This window comes from Nocardioides maradonensis, from assembly GCF_054777115.1.
On the sequence record NZ_BAAHAZ010000002.1, the window covers coordinates 351,848 to 369,919 of the forward strand.

The following is an 18,072-nucleotide window of genomic DNA, read 5'->3' on the forward strand; positions in this document are numbered from 1 at the left end:
AGCATGCCCGCCGGCCGCCGCCCCTACTTCCCAAGGAGACACACCATGACGCACACCATCCGTGACGGCATCGCGCTGACCGACGAGCAGCAGGAGTTCGTGGCGCTCGCCCGCGACTTCGCCGAGCGCGAGATCCGGCCCCGCGCCCGCGAGGTCGACGAAGCCGACACCGAGTCGCCGCTGGACCTGTGGGCGAAGGCCGCGCAGATCGGGCTGGCGTCGTACATGCTCCCGGCGGAGTACGGCGGCGGCGGGGTCACCGACCTCGTCACGCAGTGCCTGGTCCAGGAGGAGCTCTGCTACGGCGACGTGGGCATCGGCAACTTCCTCACCTCGAGCGCGTTCTTCGCCGGCCCGATCGAGGCGCTCGGCAACGAGGAGCAGAAGAAGCGCTGGCTCACCCCGCTCACGGGCGACAACCCGCCGGTGACGGCGCTCGCGGTCACCGAGCCCGGCGTCGGCTCGGACTCCGCGGCGCTGCAGACCCGCGCGGTGCGCGAGGGCGACGAGTACGTCCTCAACGGTCAGAAGACGTGGATCTCCAACGCGCCGTACGCCGAGTGGATCATCGTCTTCGCCACGGTGGACCCGTCGCTGCGCTCGCGCGGCATCACCGCCTTCGTCATCGACCGCGACCTGCCGGGCGTCACCATCGGCCAGCCGATGAGGAAGATGGGCCAGCGCGGCATCACCAACGCCGAGGTCTTCCTCGACGACGTGCGCGTGGGCCTGGACCGCCGGCTCGGCGAGGAGGGACAGGGCTTCTACGGCCTGATGCGGACGTTCGACGCCTCGCGCATCCTCATCGGCGCCGGCGCGACCGGCCTGTCCCGTGCCGCCCTCGACCAGGCGACGCAGTACGCCCAGGAGCGCACCCAGTTCGGCAAGCCGATCATCGAGCACCAGGCGGTCGCCTTCCGGCTGGCCGACATGGCCGCGAAGACCGACGTCTCGCACCTCGTGACGATGCGCGCCGCCCGGCTCTTCGACCAGGGCGAGGCCACCGCGATGGAGTCCGCCATCGCCAAGCTGACCGCCTCGGAGAACACCTCCTGGGTGACCAACGCGGCGCTGTCGGTCCACGGCGGCTGGGGCTACAGCCGCGAGTTCCTGCTGGAGAAGTGGGTCCGCGACGCCAAGCTCGAGGAGCTCGAGGAGGGCACCAGCGACATCCAGCGCCTCATCATCTCCCGCGCGGTCGCCCGATGAGCCTGTCCGTCTTCGCCGACCCGCGCTCGGTCGCGGTCGTCGGCGCCTCGGCCGATCCGGCCAAGTGGGGCTACTGGCTGGCCCGCGGCGCCCTGCGCGGTGCGGACCGTCGCCAGGTGCACCTGGTCAACGCCCAGGGAGCGACCATCGACGGCGCGGCCTCGGTCCGCTCGCTCGACGAGCTCACCGAGGCACCGGAGCTGGTGGTGCTGTGCGCACCGGCGGCGACCATCCCGGGCGTCGTCGAGCAGGCGCTCGCGCTGGGCACGAAGGGCTTCCTCGGCATCACCGCGGGCATCGACAACGCCCACGGGGAGCCGGGCCTGGAGCGCCGTCTCGCCGACCGGATCCGGTCCGCGGGTGCCCGGATCGTCGGCCCCAACTGCCTGGGCATGTACGACGCCGGCACCGACCTCGAGCTCGCCTGGGGCACGTTCACCCCGGGACACCTGGCGATCATCTCCCAGTCGGGTCAGCTGGGCCTGGAGCTCGCGGGTCTCGCGGCCCACGAGGGCCTCGGCGTCTCGCGGTTCGTGTCCGTCGGCAACCAGGTCGACGTCACGGCGGCCGAGCTGCTCGCCGACCTGGTCGACCACGAGCAGACCCGCGCGGTCGTGCTCTACCTGGAGAGCTTCGCCGACGCCCGCGACCTGGTCGCGACCATGGCGCGGCTGCGCGAGGCCGGGAAGCCGGTCGTCGTCCTGACCGTCGGCGCGAGCGAGGCGAGCCGGGCCGCGGCGCAGTCGCACACGGGTGCGCTCACGGCCGCGACCGACGTGGTCCGTGCGGCCTGCCGGGCCGCGGGTGCCGCGCTCGTCGACACCCCGGCCCAGGCGGTCGAGCTCGCCCACCTGCTGGTGGGCGGCCCGCTGCCGACCGGTCGCCGGGTCGCGATCGTCAGCGACAGCGGCGGCCAGGGCGCCATCGCCGCCGACACCTTCGCCCGGCACACCCTGCGCGTGCCGCAGCTGACCGCCGAGACGCAGACCGAGCTCGCCGCGCTGCTGCCCGCCGCCGCGGCGGTGGCCAACCCGGTCGACCTGGCCGGCGCGGGCGAGCAGGACCTGTCGACGTACGCCCGGGTGGTCGAGGTCCTCGCCGCCAGCGGCGAGGTCGACGCGGTGGTGCTGTCCGGCTACTTCGGCTGCTACGGCGCCGACACCCCGGAGCTGGTCGAGCGCGAGCTCGAGGTCGTCGGCGCGCTCGCCGGCGTCGTCGGCGCCCACCACCGGCCCGTGGTCGTGCACAGCATGAGCCACGACTCCGTCGCGGTGCGCTCGATGCGCGAGCAGGCCGTGCCGACGATGCACACCATCGACGCGGTCGCCCGCTCGCTGGAGCTCGCCACCACGATGGCCGAGGACGCGTCGCGGACGCTGCCCGGCGCCGTGGCCGAGCCGACCGCCGAGACCGGCAAGGCGCTCGCCTACCTGGCGGGTCGCGACCGGCTGGCCGCGGCCGGGGTGCGCTACCCCGGAGCGGCGGCGGTGCGCGACCTCGCCGACCTGGCGGCCGCGACCGACCGGCTGTCGGCGCCGTACGTCCTCAAGGCGGGGTGGCTCGAGCACAAGACCGAGGTGGGCGGCGTGGTCGTCGGCCTCGCCGACGCGGACGCGGCGGTGGCCGCGTTCACCGCGATGAGCGGACGGCTCGGCGAGGGCGAGTACGTCCTGGAGGAGATGGACCGGCAGGCCGACACCGTCGAGCTGATCGTCGGCGCGCGTCGCGACGCGTCCTTCGGTCCGGTCGTCCTGGTCGGGATGGGCGGGGTGCAGGCCGAGGTCTACCGCGACGTGCAGGTCGCGATCGCTCCCGTCAGCGAGGCGGACGCGCGCACCATGATCGAGTCGCTGCGCGCCCACCCGCTGCTCGACGGCTGGCGCGGTCGTCCGGCGGTCGACGTGGACGCGGCGGCCGCGGTGGTCGCCGCCGTCTCGCGGCTGCTGGCCGAGGATCCGGACCTCGTCGAGTGCGAGATCAACCCGCTGCGCGTCGGACCCGGAGGAGCGGTCGCGGTCGACGCGCTCGTCCTGGCCGCCGACCGCACCACCACCGACATCCGAGGAGAGGACGCATGAGCGAGTTCACGGGCAAGGTCGCCCTCGTCACCGGGGGCGGCTCGGGCATCGGCCGCGCCATCGCCGTCCGGTACGCCGAGGGCGGCGGTGACGTCGTCGTCCTCGGCCGCCGTCCCGAGCCGCTGGAGGAGACGGTCCGCCTCGCGGAGAAGCACGGCGTACGTGCCGCCTTCGTCAGCTGCGACGTGCGCGACGCGGACGCCGTCACCGCCGCCGTCGACGGCGTGGTCGCCGACTTCGGCCGGATCGACGCCCTGGTCAACAACGCGGCCGGCAACTTCGTGTGCCCGGCCGAGGATCTCACGCCGGGCGGCTGGCGCGCGGTCGTCGACATCGTCCTCAACGGCACCTTCTACGCCACCCGCGCGGCCGCGCAGCACCTGCTCGCCCAGGGCGAGGGCTCGATCCTCAACGTGATCGCGTCCTACGCCTGGCACGGGCACCCCGGCACGGTCCACAGCGCCGCCGCGAAGGGTGGCATCCTCGCGATGACGCGCACCTTGGCGTCGGAGTGGGGCGCGCGCGGCGTACGCGTCAACTGCATCTCGCCGGGCCCGACGGAGACCGAGGGCGCGGGCGCCGCGCTCTGGCCGACCGACGAGGACCGCGCCCGGGTGCTCGGCTCGGTGCCGGCCGCCCGGTTCACCACGCCCGAGGAGGTCGCCGAGTCCGCGGCCTTCCTGCTCGACCCGCGCCGGGCCGGCTACATCACCGGTGACGTGCTCAGCGTCGATGGCGGACAGTGGCTGGGCAAGGTCGTCTACGCCGACTCCTCGAAGGCCGACTCCTCGAAGGGGGCATCATGACCGCCATGACCGGGGGCGAGGCCCTCGTCGCCGCGCTCGCGGCCCACGGGGTCGACGTCGCGTTCGGCATCCCGGGAACCCACAACCTGGAGATCTACCGGCACCTCCCGGCCTACGGCGTGCGCCACGTCAGCACCCGGCACGAGCAGGGCGCCGGCTACGCCGCCGACGGCTTCGCGCGTACGACGGGCCGGGTCGGTGTCGCGATCGTGACGACCGGCCCGGCACTGCTCAACATCGCCACCGCGGTGGGCCAGGCCTACTCCGACTCGATCCCGGTGCTCGTCGTCTCGCCCGGCCTGCCGCTGCGCCACCCGGCCACCGGCAACGGGCTGCTGCACGAGTCGCGCGACCAGCAGGCCGCCCTCGCCGCCGTCGCGGCGGCGAGCCTGCGGCCGACGAGCGTCGCGGAGATCCCGACAGCGGTGGCGCAGGCGATCGCGATCATGACCTCGGGCCGGCCGCGGCCGGTGCACCTGGAGGTGCCGCTGGACGTGCTGGCGGAGACCGCCGAGGTGGCGGTCGTGCCGCCCGTGCCGTCGCCCGTCCCGGTGCCGACGGCGTCCTCCGTCGCGGCCGCTGCCGAGCTGCTCGCCGGCGCCTCCGCGCCGGTGCTCCTCGTCGGCGGCGGTGCCCGCGGTGCGGCCGACCGGGTCCGACTGGTCGCCGAGCGACTCGGCGCGCTCGTCGTCACCACCACCAACGGCAAGGGCGTCCTGGCCGAGGACCACCCGCTCGCGCTGGGCGCGGGCATCCACCTGCCGACCGTCCGCGACCTCGTCGCCGAGGCCGACGTCGTGCTCGCGATCGGCACCGAGCTCGCCCCCGCCGACCTCTGGTACGGCGAGCTGCCCGTGGTCGGCAAGCTCGTCCGGGTCGACGTCGACCCGGTCGGTGCGGTCACGAACGCCCTCCCCGCGGTGGCGGTCGTCGGCGATGCGAGGGCCGCTCTCGACGCCCTGCTCGCCGCGCTCGGCGACGGCGAGCCGGCTCGTCCCGACGCCGCGACCTGGCGGGAGCGCAAGGCCAAGGACGCGCAGGCCGAGGGCGCCGAGTGGGTCGAGCTCGTCGCGGCACTCGCGGCCGGCGTACCCCGCGACGTGGTGATGGCGACCGACAACGCGATGGCCTGCTACCTCGGCACGCTCGCCCAGCTGCCGGCGTACCGGCCGTCGTCGTACCTCTTCCCGACCGGCTACGGCACGCTCGGCTACGGCCTGCCCGCCGGCATCGGCGCCAAGGTCGCCGACCCCGACCGCCCGGTCGTCGCGATGCTCGGCGACGGGGGCGTGATGTTCACGGTCGCCGAGCTGGCCACCGCGGCCGAGCTCGGGATCGCGCTGCCCGTGGTCGTCGTCGACAACGCGGGGTACGGCGAGATCCGCAACGAGATGGCCGACCGTGGCGACCCGGTGCACGCCGTGACCTTCCCGGCCCCCGACTTCGTCGCCCTCGGCCGGTCCGTCGGCTGCCTCGGCGTCACCGTCGACCTCGGCGCCGGCGGTACGCCGGCCGACCTCACCACCGCCGTGCGCGACGCCCTCGTCGCCGACCGACCCACCGTCATCCACGTCCGCATGCCCCGAGAAGGAGAAGCCCGATGACCGCCCGTGACAGCCTGCTGGAGATCACCTGGACCGACCCCGCCACCGGCCGCAAGGGGTACGTCGTCATCGACACTCTGGTCCGCGGCCTGGCCAGCGGCGGGCTCCGCCTGCGGGAGGGCTGCTCGCTCGCGGAGGTCCGCGGCCTCGCGCAGGGCATGACCCGCAAGGAGGCGCTGGTCTACGACCCGGCCGACCGCTACCTGCCGCTCGGCGGCGGCAAGGGCGGCATCGACATCGACCCCGCCGACCCGGAGGCGCCGGCGGTCCTGCGCCGCTTCCTCGCGGCCGTGCTGCCGATCGTCAAGGAGCAGTGGAACACCGGCGAGGACTTCGGCCTGCGCCAGGAGACCCTCGACAAGGTCGCCGCCGACCTCGGCCTGCCGTCCACGGTCGAGGCCGTCTTCGCCACGCTCCACGACGCCCCGGCCGCGCGTGAGCGCCTGGCCACGGCGTTCGCGGACATCGTCGACGGCATCTCGCTGGGTGACCTGGTCGGTGGGTACGGCGTCGCGCAGGCCGCCCTCGTCATGGCCGAGCGCTCCGGCATCGCCGCCGAGGGCGCCACCGCCGTCGTGCAGGGCTTCGGCTCGATCGGTGGCGCGGCCGCGCGCTACCTCAGCGCCGCCGGCGTGAAGGTGATCGCCGTGGCCGATCGCGAGGGCCTGATCCGCGACGACCGTGGCCTCGACGTCGAGGCGCTGCTCGCGGCCCGCGACGGACTCGGCGTGATCAGCCGCGACGCCCTGCCCGAGGACGTCGTCCTCGGCGATCGGGACGCCTGGCTCGACGTGCCGTGCGACCTGCTGGTGCCGGCCGCGATGTCCTACGTGATCGGGGCCGACGACGTCGACCGGGTGCGGGCGCGGATCGTCGTGGAGGGCGCCAACATGCCCACCCTCCCCGAGGCCGAGTCGGCGCTGGTGGCGCGCGGCATCCCCGTCGTACCCGACTTCCTCGCGAACGTGATGACCAACGCCTGGTGGTGGTGGGTCGTGTTCGGCGACGTGGCACCGACCGCCGCGTCGTCGTACGCCAAGATCGACGGCGTGATGCGGCGGCTCGTGACCCAGGTCGGCGACGCCGCCGCCTCCTCGGGCCGCACCCTGCGCGAGTGCGCCCTGGAGCTGGCGGCGCGCAACTCCGCCGAGCTGGCCGAGCGGGCCGGGGTCACCGGACCGTGAGTGACCGCTGACCGCGGCGGGGGCGAGCGCACCGCCGTCCTCGTCCTCGTCGCCGTCACCGCGTTGTGGGGCTCGAGCTTCCCCTTCACCAAGGAGCTGATCGGGCGGATCCCGGTCGACGACTACCTGGGTCTGCGCTTCCTGCTGGCCGCGGCCGTGCTGCTGGTCCTGCGCCCCGGGCTGCTGCGTCAGTTGACACCGCACTCGCTCCGGGTCGGCGTGGGCCTCGGGATCCTGTACGGCGCTGCCCAGCTGGTCCAGTTCGAGGGTCTGACCCGGTCCTCGCCGACCGTAGCCGCCTTCGTCGTCTCGCTGGCCGTGGTGTTCACGCCGCTGATCGGCGCACTCGTGCTGCGGCACCTGCCCGACCGCCGTACCGTCCTGGCCACGGCCGTCGCGACGCTCGGCGTCGGTGTCCTGTCCCTGCGCGGGCTGAGCCTGGGGAGCGGGGAGGTGATCACCGCCGTCTCCGCCGCCATGTACGCCGTGCACGTGCTCGCGCTCGGCCGGTTCGCCCGGCGCGGCGAGGTCATGGCGCTGACCTTCGTGCAGTTCGCCACGATGGGCGTGCTGTGCACCGCGCTGGGCGCGCGCGACGGCGTGACGCTGCCCCGCGGCGGCGACCTCGGCGTCTTCCTCTACCTCGCGCTGGGGGTCGGCATGCTCACGCTGCTCGGCCAGGGGTGGGCGCAGAGCCGCACCGATCCGCACCGGGTCGCGGTGCTGCTGGTGCTCGAGCCGGTCTGGGCGGCGGTGTTCGCGGCCGTCCTGTGGCACCACCCGCCGGACCTCCGCACGCTGGTCGGTGGCGCCCTGGTCGTCCAGGCCATGGTGCTGGTGGCGGTGCCCGGGGTATGGTCCCGGTCGCGCGTTCGTCGTACGCTTCGGGGTGGAACGCTGGACCGGCGGCCTGTCGGGACGACGAACACCTAGGGGAGCGACATGAAGAAGGTTCTGCGGAGGATCGCGTTCGCGATCGCGATCGCAGCGACGGCCGGGGGCGTCGCCGCTGCTCCGGCCCACGCCGCCAAGCCGACCACGACGCACTCGTCGCACGCGCCGGGCACCATCACCCCGAACGACACCGGCTGGGGCTGGTAGGCACCGTCGCCGGCGAGGATCAGTCCGTCGACTCCTCGCCGGAGATTCCGCGCTGCCCCATGAGGTAGCCGAGCTGGAAGCGGGTCGCGGCGTCGTACTGCGTCCGCAGGTCGGCCACGTAGCCGGCGTACGTGCGCGCGCTGACGCCGAGCCGGCGGGCGCTGATCGCGTCCGAGTGTCCCTCGATGAGCATCCGGATCGTCATCCGGCGCTGCTCGGCCGCGATGGTGCGCGCCACGTTCGTCTCACGGTTCGCGAACGCACGGCCACGCGCCCAGGTGCGCTCGAAGATGTCGATGAGGAAGGACAGGATCGCGGGCTCGCGGACGAACACCGCGGTCTCGAGCCCGTCCGGTCCCGGGATCACCGCGACGCGGCGGTCGATCACGATCATCCGGTTGAAGAACTCGTCGAGGGTGCGGACCTCGGCCCCGCGGGCGCTCACGCCCTCGACGTACTTGTGCGTCGAGGCGTGCCTCCGTGCGCTGTGCTGGTAGAGGATCCGCATCGCGACGCCGCGCTCGAGCGCGGCCGTGTCCCGGCGTACGGCGGACGCGACCGTGGCCGCGCTGCGACCGGTCTGCGGCTGCGCGGTCAGGATCTCCGAGGTCGCTTCGGTGACGAGGGTGGACAGGTACGGCTCGATCGCGTCGCCGTGCAGGTAGGTGATCGCGCCCCCCGACTCGGCCGGTGGCGCCGCACGGAAGCTCGACGCCAGCTGCTGGAACAGCCGGCTCCAGTGCGCCGACTCCTCGAGCAGCCGCGCTCCCTCGGTCGTCAGCGGCGCGACGACCCGGGCCTGCGCGACCGACGGCTCGACCGGCTGCCAGCGCGCGCTCCCGGGATCGCGCTGCAGCAGCCCCATCCGCACCAGCTGCGTGAACGCCGGCGTCGGGTGACCGTCCCGCTCCACCCGCGGATCTGTCTCGGCCAGGCCGCCCTCGGCCAGCGCGGCGTCGTACAGACCGTACGCCTCGCTCTCGAAGAGCGCGCGGTCGTCGGAGGGCGGGCCGGGCATGCGGTCATGGTGGCACAGCGCGTCACCTGCAGCCCGTGATTCGGCATCTGCGCTCGGCCTCCGCTATTCTCGACCGGTCGTCAGGCGTTGAGCCTGAGGACGAGCGCCTGTAGCTCAACGGATAGAGCATCTGACTACGGATCAGAAGGTTTGGGGTTCGAATCCCTACAGGCGCGCAGAGCATCCGCAGCCGCTCCCTCAAGGGGGCGGCTGCGGTCGTTTTCGAGCCCCATCAGGTAGGCGACTGAACAGTTGAGGGCCTCTGCGAACGCCGGCAGCTCGTCGAGGTTGACCGGCTTCCGGCCCGACTCGCGGTCGGAGAGCGCGGGGCGCGACAGGCCGACGCGGAGCGCGAGCTCGGCCTGGTTCCAGTTCCGCTCGGCGCGAAGGCCGCGGATGCGAGAGGACGCGATCTCGCTGAACGTCAGCGGCCGCTCCGTCATTGCTGTGGTCATGCCGGATATGGTGCCAGGTTTTCCCGCATGTTGGAAGTAGGTCCCGCGAACTCCGGCGATTGCCGACACGCCGGGCGGACCGAAATGCGACGTGTTGCTAGATTTTCGCGCAAACATCTGGGTCATGGTCCAGATCACGAGCCGCGAGCAGATCGCGGAGAACGTCCGAGCCGCGAAGGCCCGCCGGCGTGTCACGGACGCTGCCATCGCTGAGGCAACCGGCCTCTCGCGTTCGGGCGTCAACGAACGCATCAACGGGAACGCCAACTTCCGCATCGACGAGCTGCAGAAGGTCGCGGCCTTCCTCGAGGTCCCGCTCGAGCAGCTCCTCGCCCCCACTCCCGCCGAGGCATCCGCATGACGCCCCGGTCCATCGCTTCGGTCGCGTCGGCGTGCTGGGAGTCCACGCCGACCACGAGTGCCGCGGAGGACACCGCGGCCGCTCCCGAAGGCACGGCGCCCCGCCGCGATCGGTCCCCCACAGGCCGCGCGGCGGGGCGGCCGGCCTCGCCCTAGAGCCCCTTCCGGGGATCGGGTGCGGCGCCCGCGATCCCTCTCACATCCCTTCGACCGGCGGTCCTCATCAGCCGCCGGACCTCGCGGGCGCCGCACCCACAACCACATCGAGAAGGAGAGCCCCCTCTTGAACGCCATCCTCTACCTCGCCGGCGCCCTGCTGTTCGGGTACGTGATCCACGAGGCCCACCGCCACGACCGCCACGAGATGACCCAGAAGTTCCGCACCAGGATCGACGGCCTGCTCGCGATGCACAGCGACCTCCACGCCCGACTCCGCCAGGAGCGCGAAGACCACGCCGCCACCCGCATCGAGCTCGCCGTCGCCCAAGGCGAACGTGACATCCACGCCACCGCCCTGCGCGCCAAGCTTGAGCAGGAAGCCCGCGCCGAGCTCATCCACCCCGACCAGCCGGTCGGCGAGGCACGGGTCTACCACCTCAAGGCCGTTCGATGAACAGGATGATCGAGGCCGAGCAGGGCCGCGACGAGGGCATCGCCCAGGCCGAGAACGCCGCCGACCCGCGGGTGATCGTCGCGATCGACGACGTCATCGAGCGCGCGATCGCTTCCGGTCGCCGGTTCTCCGCCAACGACATCCGCGACCAGTTCCCCACCGTCAGCAACGGCCTGATCGGTGCCCGGATGCGGTCCTACGCCACGCGCCGCGTCGACGGCCTCCCGCTCATGAAGAAGGTCGGCACCGTCCCGTCGACCCTCAAGTCCACCCACGCGCACGACATCAAGGTCTGGATCGGCTTCGACGCCTGGCAGGCCCTCAACCGAACCACGTCCTAGCCCCAGGAGACCCCGATGCCCGCCAAGAGCAAGCCCAACCTCGAGCTCGTCCATGACGCCGAGGACCTATCCGACTACGTCCCGTCCGACCTCACCCATGAGTTCGTGCCGGACTTCGACCTCACCCGGGTCAACCCGAACCCGTACAACGTCCGCGACCGCGCGATCGCAGACGACGAGCTGATCGAGTCGATCCGCGAAGTAGGCCTCGTCGAGCCCCTCGTCGTCGCACCCGCCATCCTCGACGACGGCAAGACCGCGCCTGCCGGCTCTCACGACCTGGTCGCCGGCCACCGACGCCTCGACGGCCTCCTCCGTATCGGCGCCACCACCGCGCCCGTGATCATCCGGCACGACCTCGACACCCGCGCCAAACAGCTCGAGGCCATGATCGTCGAGAACGATCGCCGCCAGGGACTCACCCCCATCGAGCAGGCCAAGGGCTACCACCAACTGACCCTCTTCGGCGTCAAGCAGGCCGAGATCGCGAAGAAGGTCGGCGTCGACCGGAGGACCGTTGCTTCCCGCCTCAAGCTGCTCAACCTCAACACCAACGTCCAGACCCGCGTCAACGACGGCCAGGTCACCATCGACGACGCGATCGCGATCGCCGCTCTCCCCGCCGCCGAGCAGACCAAGCTCGCGAAGACCGCCGGCACCTACTCGTTCAAGCACGACCTCGAGGCAGCCAAGCGCCGCGTCACCAAGACCGCCGAGGTCGATGCCAAGATCGCCGAGCTCAAGGCCGCCGGCATCCCAGAGCGGAAGTACCCGGACGGCGTCACGATGTGGAACGTCAACCACGCCGACCATGGCATGTCCCGGCTCTTCCACACCTTCTCGAACATGCCCGAGGACCACGACGGCTGTCTGGCCTGGATCAAGGCCACCGGCCCTGACATCGACTACGTCTGCACCGACATCGCCAAGCACGACGAGCAGCTCGACGAGCAGCGCCGTGCCGAGCGTGAGGAGGCCGAGAAGGAGGCCCAGGAGGCCAGGGCACACCGTGAGGCCCTCGACATCGCCCAGCGCCTGCGCACCGACGCCGTACTGGAGTCGATCCGGCCCGGGGTGAGGCTCGACCCCGCCGTCGACCGGATCCTGCGCCTACTGCTCCGCGGCATGCTCCTCGAGCTCGGCTGGTCGACGAAGGAGTACTTCGCCGCGCTCGACCTCCCCGCCGAGCAGCGGTGGAGCGAGTACTCCTCGCAGTGGAAGGACACGGACATCGAGCGGTTCACCGCTCACATCGACGCCGCGAAGAAACCCGCCGACATCCTCAGACTCCTCGCCGCCATCGCGATCTCCAGGGCCGAGGGCTCCTGGTTCTCGTTCATCCAGCCCAACAAGGGCCCACGGTCGACCCACGCCGAGCAATGCCACCTCCTGGCGCGTGCCTACCTGCAACTCGCCCAGGACGCCGGCCACGAGCTCAGCCCCGTCGAGATCGAGCTGACCACGCCCCAGACCGAGGACGGCGAGTGATGACCCGGCTCGTCCCGACCGACCAGATCGAGGCAATCGTCGGCTTCCGCCGCCAGCCTGACCTCCACATCGCCCGCGCCGACAGCGCCGCCAAGGAGGTCTACATCCTGCACTCCCAGAAGTGCCTCGATCGCGGCATCGACCTCCGTCGCTGCGAGCACTCACAAGCCCTCGAGCACGGCATCGAGCTCCTCGGAGGCTGGGACAACCTCCAGGACCGACCGGTCGTCGCCAGGGTCGTCAACGGTCGGCTCCGCGCGACCGACGTCAAGGTCTTCTTCACTCCCGACCAGATCGACGCGATGCTCGTCCGTGACCGGGACGACGACCGGTGACCGGCAGTGGCGCCGACGAGCTGCCCTACGACGTCGACGCGCTCATGCGCGTCTACACCACCGCGCTGAGCGCCGGCTACTCCTCGGCTCTCAGCAACATGGGCCTGCCGTTGCCGCTGGCCTTCCACAACGCTCGACACCTGGTCGAGGCCGTGATGTCCGACCCGATCGCGCGCAACCATGCCGTCGACGTCGCGATCGCCCGCTACCTGGACGACTCGACGCGGATGCCGCCGGCCGACCAGGGAGTCATCCCGCTCCACGTCAAGGGATGCGAGCCATGAGCGGTCTACGGTCCGCTGAGCGCAAGGTCCCCATTCCTGTCGTCCGCTGTGACGTCTGCGGGACGACGGAGCCCCTCAGGCTCCAAGGCACCAAGTACGGCGACGCGGCCGACGAGGCCGACGAGGCCCAGCGGACCCGCGAGCTTCGGGATGCCGGCTGGCTCCTGACCCCCGTGCGCGACCTCTGCCCGCACTGCCACAACCACGACCGACAGGAGACCACACCTTGAGCGGCCACCTCATCGGCTGCACCGGCGCACTCGACGACCCGCAGCTGGGCACCAGCCACAAGCTCGCGCTCCTCGCGTTCGCCGACAGCGCCGACGACCGCACCCACATCGCGTTCCCCGGCTACGAAGGAGTCCAGCGATGGGCCAACTGCTCCCGCGGCCGCGCCGCCGAGCTCATCAAGGACCTCGTCGCCCTGGGCTACCTCCAGCAGCACAAGCGTGGCCACCGCGGCCAGCGTGCCGAGTACATCGTGTTCCCCGCCGGCTGCTGCGACCTCCACCGCGCGCCCGCCCTCGAGCCTGTCGTCGACGTCGCAGCCCTCGCCGCCGCGGCCGGCGTCACCATCGACCAGGCCCGCATCCTGCTCGGCCGCTCCACCGCCGTACAGGCCGGCGTACCGGCCACCGATCCGGCACAGATTCCACAGGAACAAGGGTCCGGTGCGTCGGACCCTATGAGCGTCACTGAGTCCGACACACCGGACCCTTTCCGCCCCGGCGTACAGGCCACGCCTCCGAACCCTGTGGACAACCACCCCAATGGGTCCGACACACCGGACCCATTGGCCGGAAAGGGTCCAGAAAGGGTCCACGGTTCACGCTCAAACGCGGACGCCTTCACTACTTCAACAACTACCCCCCTTCCCCCGGAGACCGGGGGAGCTGCCGATGGCTGGCACCCAGGGAAGTGCACCCGCCACCCCGACGCCCCCGGCACCAACTGCCGCACCTGCGAGACCTCGCCCCGCACCATCGCCCGCCGCGCTGGCAAGGCCAAGGCCCTCGCCGCCCGCCAGGCCGAACACGAACGCTTCCGCGCAGCCGCCCAGGCCGCCGAGCAGCAGCGCACCCGACCCGAACACGAGACCACCGTCGCCCGCAGCCTCGCCCAGGCCCGCGCAGCCCTCGCCCAGGACAAGCACTCACGGAAGGCCGTCGGATGAGCACCGGGAACGCCAAGCACCAGGCCGCCGTCCGCCGCATCGACGACCAGATCGCCGAGCTCCAGGCCGACATCCACCGCCAGCTCGACGTCATCACCGACCTCGCCACCAAGGTCGAGGACCTCGTCGACACCCGCCAGTCCGTCGGCCTCGGCTTCCAGACCCCCGAGGTCCGCGAAGCCCGCGCCCGCCAGGACGCCGCCGACCGCGCCGCCGCCCGGGCAGCCAAGCCGCCCACCGACGCCAGCCTCGGCCACGCGTGGATGAACGAGCCAGCCTCCACAGCACCCGGCGCCACCGCGGCCCCCGTCACGATGCCCGCCGCGTCCGTGCGCGCCGAGATCGTGTTCACCCTCCAGGACTACATCCGCCGCTGGGGCCCGCCCGCCGTCGCCGCAGCCCACGTCCACGAGGCCAAGGCCGTCCACGAGGCCCAGACCTGCCCCTGGCCCCGCCCCCGGCTCATCACCACCCAGCCCGCCTCCGAGGGCACCGTGACCGTCCTCGCCGACCACCTCGGCCGCATCGTCGACGTCTACCGCCGCCGCACCAGCCTCCACGGCCTGCTCCGCGACCTCGAGCACCTCGAGCAGCTCGCCAAGGACGTCATCCACGGCCCCGGCCGCACCGCCTACCCCGAGCCCTGCCCCTGGTGCGGACACCACTCCCTCGCCATCACCCCCGCCGGCCGCATCGCCGGCCGCGACGACTTCTTCGTCACCTGCGCCGGCACCCACCCCTGCGTCTGCGACGACCAGTGGTGCCCCTGCCGCCGCAACCCCATCCGACACCGCCACGAGTGGATCAACTCCCGCCACGTCAAGAACCCCGTCGACGGCCGCTCACCCCACGCCCTCACGACCCTCATCACCACCAGGAAGGAAGCCCTCGTGCTCGAGACGAAGGCGCTCGACGCCGTCGCCCGTGTCCACCAGCTCCACGAAGAGACCCCGATCCAGCCCTGGGCCGACGAGTGCCCCCACCCCGACGAGCACGGCCCCCACTGGACCGAAGCCGCCGGCGACGGCGGCGGCCTGATCTGCAACGCCTGCGACCCGCTCTACACCGTCTGCGGCACCTGCCGGAACACCGACGGCGAGTACGCCGAGTACCCCTGCCCCACCGTCCGCGCCCTCGACCTCGACCAGCCCGCCACCGACCCCAGCACCACCAGCCAGTCCTAGCCCCAGGAGAAACCCATGACCTCGATCCTCGAGACCACACCCCTCGGCACCCAAGCCGCAGCCATCGAAGCGGTCGCAACCGCCCACTTCCCGAAGATGGCCATCCCCACCATCGCCCACAACTACGACCTCTCGATCGACCAGCTCCAGACCATCCTCAAGAGCGCCGGCTACCCCGACACCGCCCGCATGAAGGGCCACGTCCAGAAGCTCCTCACCCAGGCCGCGGCCGAGGTCACCGCACCGACCGCCAGCCCCGCCGACCGCGCCGAAGACGGCGCCGCGGCCGGTCTGCAGCGCGTCAAGGTAGCCGACCTCCACGCCGACCCCGACAACCTCCGCGAGCACGTGCACGCCCAGTCACCCGACTCCGTCGGCTCCCACACCATCGACGACATCGAGCAGCTCGCCGACTCCATCCGCGAACTCGGCCTCCTCCAGCCCATCGTCGCCCGCCGAGCCGAAGGCGGCCGCCTGGTCGTCGTCGCCGGCCACCGCCGCCTCGCCGCAATCCGCCGACTGCGCTGGGACAGCGTCGACGTCATCATCCGACCCCCCATGCGACCCGACCACGTCATCGCCGCCATGCTCGTCGAGAACGGCCAACGCCGCGACCTCGACCCCATCGAAGAAGCCCGCGGCATCCGCAAGCTCAAGACCCAGCTCGCGATCACCGACGGCGAGATCGCCCGCAAGGTCGGCCGCACCCAGTCCTACGTCTCCAGCCGCCTCGCACTCCTCGCCCTGACCCCCGAAGAACAGGACCAGGTCCGCACCGGCCAGCTCGGCCGCACGGAAGCCGCCAACCTCGGCCGCCTCAAGTCCGGCAAGACCCGCCAGTCCTCCAAGGGCCACGTCACCGTCCAGCACTTCGGCCCCACCAACGAACTCGGCACCCGCGCCAAGGCTCGCTGCGACCGACTCCACCACCGCGGCCGCATCGCCGGCGGCATGGCCTGCGGCCCCTGCTGGGAGTCAGTCATCCGCGCCGACGAGCGCGACACCTTCCAGGCCGCCAACGCCAAGGCGGACGACTGCGTCACCTGCGGCCACCCCATCGACCACCAGACCGACAACCAGTGACCACCCGAAAGGACTCCACCATGACCGAGACCATCTACAGCTCCGAGGAAGCCCGCACCGTCGCCACCAGCAGGGCCGCCATCGACCTCGCCGAGGCCAAGACCGGCACCCTCAACGGACTCGCCTTCCTGCTCTTCCTCGCCGTCCTCATCCTGCTCTGCATGGCCCCCGCCATCGTCATCGCAACCTGGGGAGCCCTCCTGTGACCGCCGCCAGCAACTCCGAGGCCCGCAAGCGCCAGGCCGAGAAGAACAGCACGGTCAACGTGTGGCCGCCCGAGACCTGGTGCGCCGCGATCAACCCTGAGCGCACGCACCTCTGCGACCGGCCGCGAGGCCACGACGGAGACCACAGCGGCGCCCCAATGCCGACCGTGACCATCGACGAGCCCGGAGCCCGGCTGTGAGCGCCATCGCGATCCCTCTCGGGGACCTCTCGCTCGCACAGGCCCAGGCCGTTGGCTTCCTCGCCCGCTACACCGGATCCACCTACGACCTGTACCGCCGCTATCTCGGTCAGTGGTTCGCGTGGTGCGACGAACAGCGCCTCGACCCGCTACAGGTCGAGCGGACCCACGTCGAACTGTACGTGCGCCAACTCGGGCAGACCATGAAGCCATCGTCGGTGTGCTCGGCGATGAACCCGGTCCGCGGGTTCTACAAGCTCGCGTGCATGGACGGGGTCATCGACCGTGACCCTGCCGCCTACGCCCGCCTCCCGAAGGTCCAGTACGCCACGAAGCCGCTGTTCGACCGCGACGACCTCCGCCGCCTCATCGCGGCAGCACGGGAAATCTCGACCCGGCACCACGCCCTGGTGCTGATGCTGTCGTCGATGGGGTTGCGGGTCTCGGAGGCCTGCTCGATCAACGTCCCCGACATCTTCAACACCGAGCAGGGCTGCCGCGTGCTGCGATTCATCGGCAAGGGGTCGAAGCCGGCCGCGGTCCCGATCCCGTACCAGGCAATCCCGGTCCTCGAGGACGTCGCCGGCGACCGCCGCACAGGCCCGCTGCTGACCCTCGTGAACGGTCGCCGACTGACCCGCTCCGCAGCGGCGTCCCTGGTCCGCGTGGCGGCGCAGAAGGCTGGGTTCACCCGGACCGTGAACCCTCACCTGCTCCGCGCGGCCGCGATCACCATGCTCCTCGACTCCGGCGTCGACCTGCGCGACGCGCAGGACTTCGCCCGGCACGAGGACCCCCGCACCACCCGCCAGCACTACGACCTGCACCGCGAGCGGTGGGCGACCCACGCGTCCCACCTCGCCGCCGCGAAGCTCGCAATCTAGGAGACCCGATGAGCGACAACAACGACGCCGTGGCGTCGACCAGTACGACAGAGGAAGCGCGACCACTGACCAGCCGTACCCGTGACTGTTCCGTCTGCCTCGCACCGATGGTGCTGGGAGTACTCGCCTGTCAGAACTGCGGGTCTGAGGAGTGGCACTGGAACGAGAACTCGCCGCGCTTTCGGCCCGCCGCCCAGACGGGAGACGACGCATGACGACAGAGGAAGCGCGAGAGGTGCGGGCGCTAGACGTCTCGCTTTTCGACGTAGAGCAGACCGTGCGACGGCCCCATGTTCGCGATCTTCGCGTCGGCCCCGCCAGTAGTCGCGATGTGACCGAGTTTGCTCGTAGGTACCACTACACCGGATCGGCCCGCCGCCCCGAGCGAAGAGAGCGAGTCATGAGCGCCTCGTCCACCTACCGACCTGGTGACATCGCCGTTGTTGAGGATCGTCCCGCCGTCTA

22 protein-coding genes and 1 tRNA gene are annotated in these 18,072 nt (G+C 71.9%); 21 read left to right on the forward strand and 2 right to left on the reverse strand.

The genetic code is table 11. The features are described from left to right. Positions 1 to 45: 45 nt before the first annotated feature. From ACYVAQ_RS03395 to ACYVAQ_RS03425, 7 genes are read left to right on the forward strand one after another with little or no spacing between them, the layout of a single operon-like run. Positions 46 to 1,209 (forward strand): acyl-CoA dehydrogenase family protein, encoded by a 1,164-nt coding sequence (locus ACYVAQ_RS03395; RefSeq protein WP_460787042.1) that lies wholly within the window; start codon positions 46 to 48, stop codon positions 1,207 to 1,209. After that, positions 1,206 to 3,287, forward strand: a complete 2,082-nt coding sequence (locus ACYVAQ_RS03400) for an acetate--CoA ligase family protein (RefSeq protein ID WP_460787043.1) — start codon at positions 1,206 to 1,208, stop codon at positions 3,285 to 3,287. The genes ACYVAQ_RS03395 and ACYVAQ_RS03400 overlap by 4 nt, the downstream gene beginning before the upstream one ends. Continuing rightward, a complete protein-coding gene (locus tag ACYVAQ_RS03405; protein WP_460787044.1) occupies positions 3,284 to 4,093 on the forward strand; it encodes an SDR family oxidoreductase in 810 nt (269 codons plus the stop codon). Before ACYVAQ_RS03400 ends, ACYVAQ_RS03405 begins: the two co-directional genes overlap by 4 nt. Next, positions 4,090 to 5,697, forward strand: a complete 1,608-nt coding sequence (locus ACYVAQ_RS03410; protein WP_460787045.1) for a 5-guanidino-2-oxopentanoate decarboxylase — start codon at positions 4,090 to 4,092, stop codon at positions 5,695 to 5,697. Before ACYVAQ_RS03405 ends, ACYVAQ_RS03410 begins: the two co-directional genes overlap by 4 nt. After that, positions 5,694 to 6,881: a Glu/Leu/Phe/Val dehydrogenase dimerization domain-containing protein gene (locus tag ACYVAQ_RS03415; protein ID WP_460787046.1), complete on the forward strand. Its 1,188-nt coding sequence runs from the start codon at positions 5,694 to 5,696 to the stop codon at positions 6,879 to 6,881. Before ACYVAQ_RS03410 ends, ACYVAQ_RS03415 begins: the two co-directional genes overlap by 4 nt. Further along, a complete protein-coding gene (locus ACYVAQ_RS03420) occupies positions 6,882 to 7,814 on the forward strand; it encodes a DMT family transporter (protein ID WP_460787048.1) in 933 nt (310 codons plus the stop codon). Between the two features lie 9 nt (positions 7,815 to 7,823). Beyond that, positions 7,824 to 7,982 (forward strand): hypothetical protein, encoded by a 159-nt coding sequence (locus ACYVAQ_RS03425; RefSeq protein WP_460787049.1) that lies wholly within the window; start codon positions 7,824 to 7,826, stop codon positions 7,980 to 7,982. Between the two features lie 19 nt (positions 7,983 to 8,001). Here the strand turns inward: ACYVAQ_RS03425 and ACYVAQ_RS03430 are convergent, their stop codons facing one another. Next, positions 8,002 to 9,000 carry a TrmB family transcriptional regulator gene (locus tag ACYVAQ_RS03430; RefSeq protein ID WP_460787050.1) on the reverse strand — a complete coding sequence of 333 codons (999 nt, stop codon included), beginning with the start codon at positions 8,998 to 9,000 and terminating at the stop codon, positions 8,002 to 8,004. Between the two features lie 103 nt (positions 9,001 to 9,103). On the opposite strand from ACYVAQ_RS03430, the gene ACYVAQ_RS03435 reads away from it, so the two are divergent. After that, positions 9,104 to 9,176: transfer RNA gene (locus ACYVAQ_RS03435), tRNA-Arg, on the forward strand. Here ACYVAQ_RS03435 and ACYVAQ_RS03440 read toward each other — a convergent pair. After that, entirely contained in the window at positions 9,135 to 9,662 is a 528-nt protein-coding gene (locus ACYVAQ_RS03440) for a helix-turn-helix domain-containing protein (RefSeq protein WP_460787072.1), read from the reverse strand. The genes ACYVAQ_RS03435 and ACYVAQ_RS03440 overlap by 42 nt on opposite strands. Between ACYVAQ_RS03440 and ACYVAQ_RS03445 the strand changes: the two genes are divergently transcribed. The 13 genes from ACYVAQ_RS03445 to ACYVAQ_RS03505 all read left to right on the forward strand — a co-directional run bounded on the left by ACYVAQ_RS03445 (position 9,580) and on the right by ACYVAQ_RS03505 (position 17,607). Continuing rightward, positions 9,580 to 9,816 (forward strand): helix-turn-helix domain-containing protein, encoded by a 237-nt coding sequence (locus tag ACYVAQ_RS03445; protein ID WP_460787051.1) that lies wholly within the window; start codon positions 9,580 to 9,582, stop codon positions 9,814 to 9,816. The two genes, ACYVAQ_RS03440 and ACYVAQ_RS03445, sit on opposite strands and share 83 nt — an antisense overlap. A 282-nt stretch (positions 9,817 to 10,098) precedes the next feature. Next, on the forward strand, positions 10,099 to 10,428 hold the full coding sequence (locus ACYVAQ_RS03450) for a hypothetical protein (RefSeq protein WP_460787052.1): 330 nt from the start codon (positions 10,099 to 10,101) through the stop codon (positions 10,426 to 10,428). Then, positions 10,425 to 10,769, forward strand: coding sequence for a hypothetical protein (locus ACYVAQ_RS03455; protein WP_460787053.1), 345 nt, complete (start codon positions 10,425 to 10,427; stop codon positions 10,767 to 10,769). The genes ACYVAQ_RS03450 and ACYVAQ_RS03455 overlap by 4 nt, the downstream gene beginning before the upstream one ends. A gap of 15 nt (positions 10,770 to 10,784) precedes the next feature. Further along, on the forward strand, positions 10,785 to 12,257 hold the full coding sequence (locus ACYVAQ_RS03460; RefSeq protein ID WP_460787054.1) for a ParB/RepB/Spo0J family partition protein: 1,473 nt from the start codon (positions 10,785 to 10,787) through the stop codon (positions 12,255 to 12,257). Next, positions 12,257 to 12,592 carry a hypothetical protein gene (locus ACYVAQ_RS03465; RefSeq protein WP_460787055.1) on the forward strand — a complete coding sequence of 112 codons (336 nt, stop codon included), beginning with the start codon at positions 12,257 to 12,259 and terminating at the stop codon, positions 12,590 to 12,592. The genes ACYVAQ_RS03460 and ACYVAQ_RS03465 overlap by 1 nt, the downstream gene beginning before the upstream one ends. Next, complete coding sequence (locus ACYVAQ_RS03470; protein WP_460787056.1) at positions 12,589 to 12,876, forward strand: hypothetical protein; 288 nt, start codon at positions 12,589 to 12,591, stop codon at positions 12,874 to 12,876. The genes ACYVAQ_RS03465 and ACYVAQ_RS03470 overlap by 4 nt, the downstream gene beginning before the upstream one ends. Continuing rightward, positions 12,873 to 13,106 carry a hypothetical protein gene (locus ACYVAQ_RS03475; RefSeq protein WP_460787057.1) on the forward strand — a complete coding sequence of 78 codons (234 nt, stop codon included), beginning with the start codon at positions 12,873 to 12,875 and terminating at the stop codon, positions 13,104 to 13,106. Before ACYVAQ_RS03470 ends, ACYVAQ_RS03475 begins: the two co-directional genes overlap by 4 nt. Beyond that, on the forward strand, positions 13,103 to 14,050 hold the full coding sequence (locus ACYVAQ_RS03480) for a helix-turn-helix domain-containing protein (protein ID WP_460787058.1): 948 nt from the start codon (positions 13,103 to 13,105) through the stop codon (positions 14,048 to 14,050). Before ACYVAQ_RS03475 ends, ACYVAQ_RS03480 begins: the two co-directional genes overlap by 4 nt. Further along, positions 14,047 to 15,234 (forward strand): hypothetical protein, encoded by a 1,188-nt coding sequence (locus tag ACYVAQ_RS03485; protein WP_460787059.1) that lies wholly within the window; start codon positions 14,047 to 14,049, stop codon positions 15,232 to 15,234. The genes ACYVAQ_RS03480 and ACYVAQ_RS03485 overlap by 4 nt, the downstream gene beginning before the upstream one ends. Positions 15,235 to 15,249: 15 nt before the next feature. Beyond that, positions 15,250 to 16,317 carry a ParB/RepB/Spo0J family partition protein gene (locus ACYVAQ_RS03490; protein ID WP_460787060.1) on the forward strand — a complete coding sequence of 356 codons (1,068 nt, stop codon included), beginning with the start codon at positions 15,250 to 15,252 and terminating at the stop codon, positions 16,315 to 16,317. Positions 16,318 to 16,337: 20 nt separating this feature from the next. After that, positions 16,338 to 16,523, forward strand: coding sequence for a hypothetical protein (locus ACYVAQ_RS03495; RefSeq protein WP_460787061.1), 186 nt, complete (start codon positions 16,338 to 16,340; stop codon positions 16,521 to 16,523). Next, complete coding sequence (locus ACYVAQ_RS03500; protein WP_460787062.1) at positions 16,520 to 16,723, forward strand: hypothetical protein; 204 nt, start codon at positions 16,520 to 16,522, stop codon at positions 16,721 to 16,723. Before ACYVAQ_RS03495 ends, ACYVAQ_RS03500 begins: the two co-directional genes overlap by 4 nt. After that, complete coding sequence (locus ACYVAQ_RS03505; RefSeq protein ID WP_460787063.1) at positions 16,720 to 17,607, forward strand: tyrosine-type recombinase/integrase; 888 nt, start codon at positions 16,720 to 16,722, stop codon at positions 17,605 to 17,607. Before ACYVAQ_RS03500 ends, ACYVAQ_RS03505 begins: the two co-directional genes overlap by 4 nt. Positions 17,608 to 18,072 lie beyond the last annotated feature (465 nt).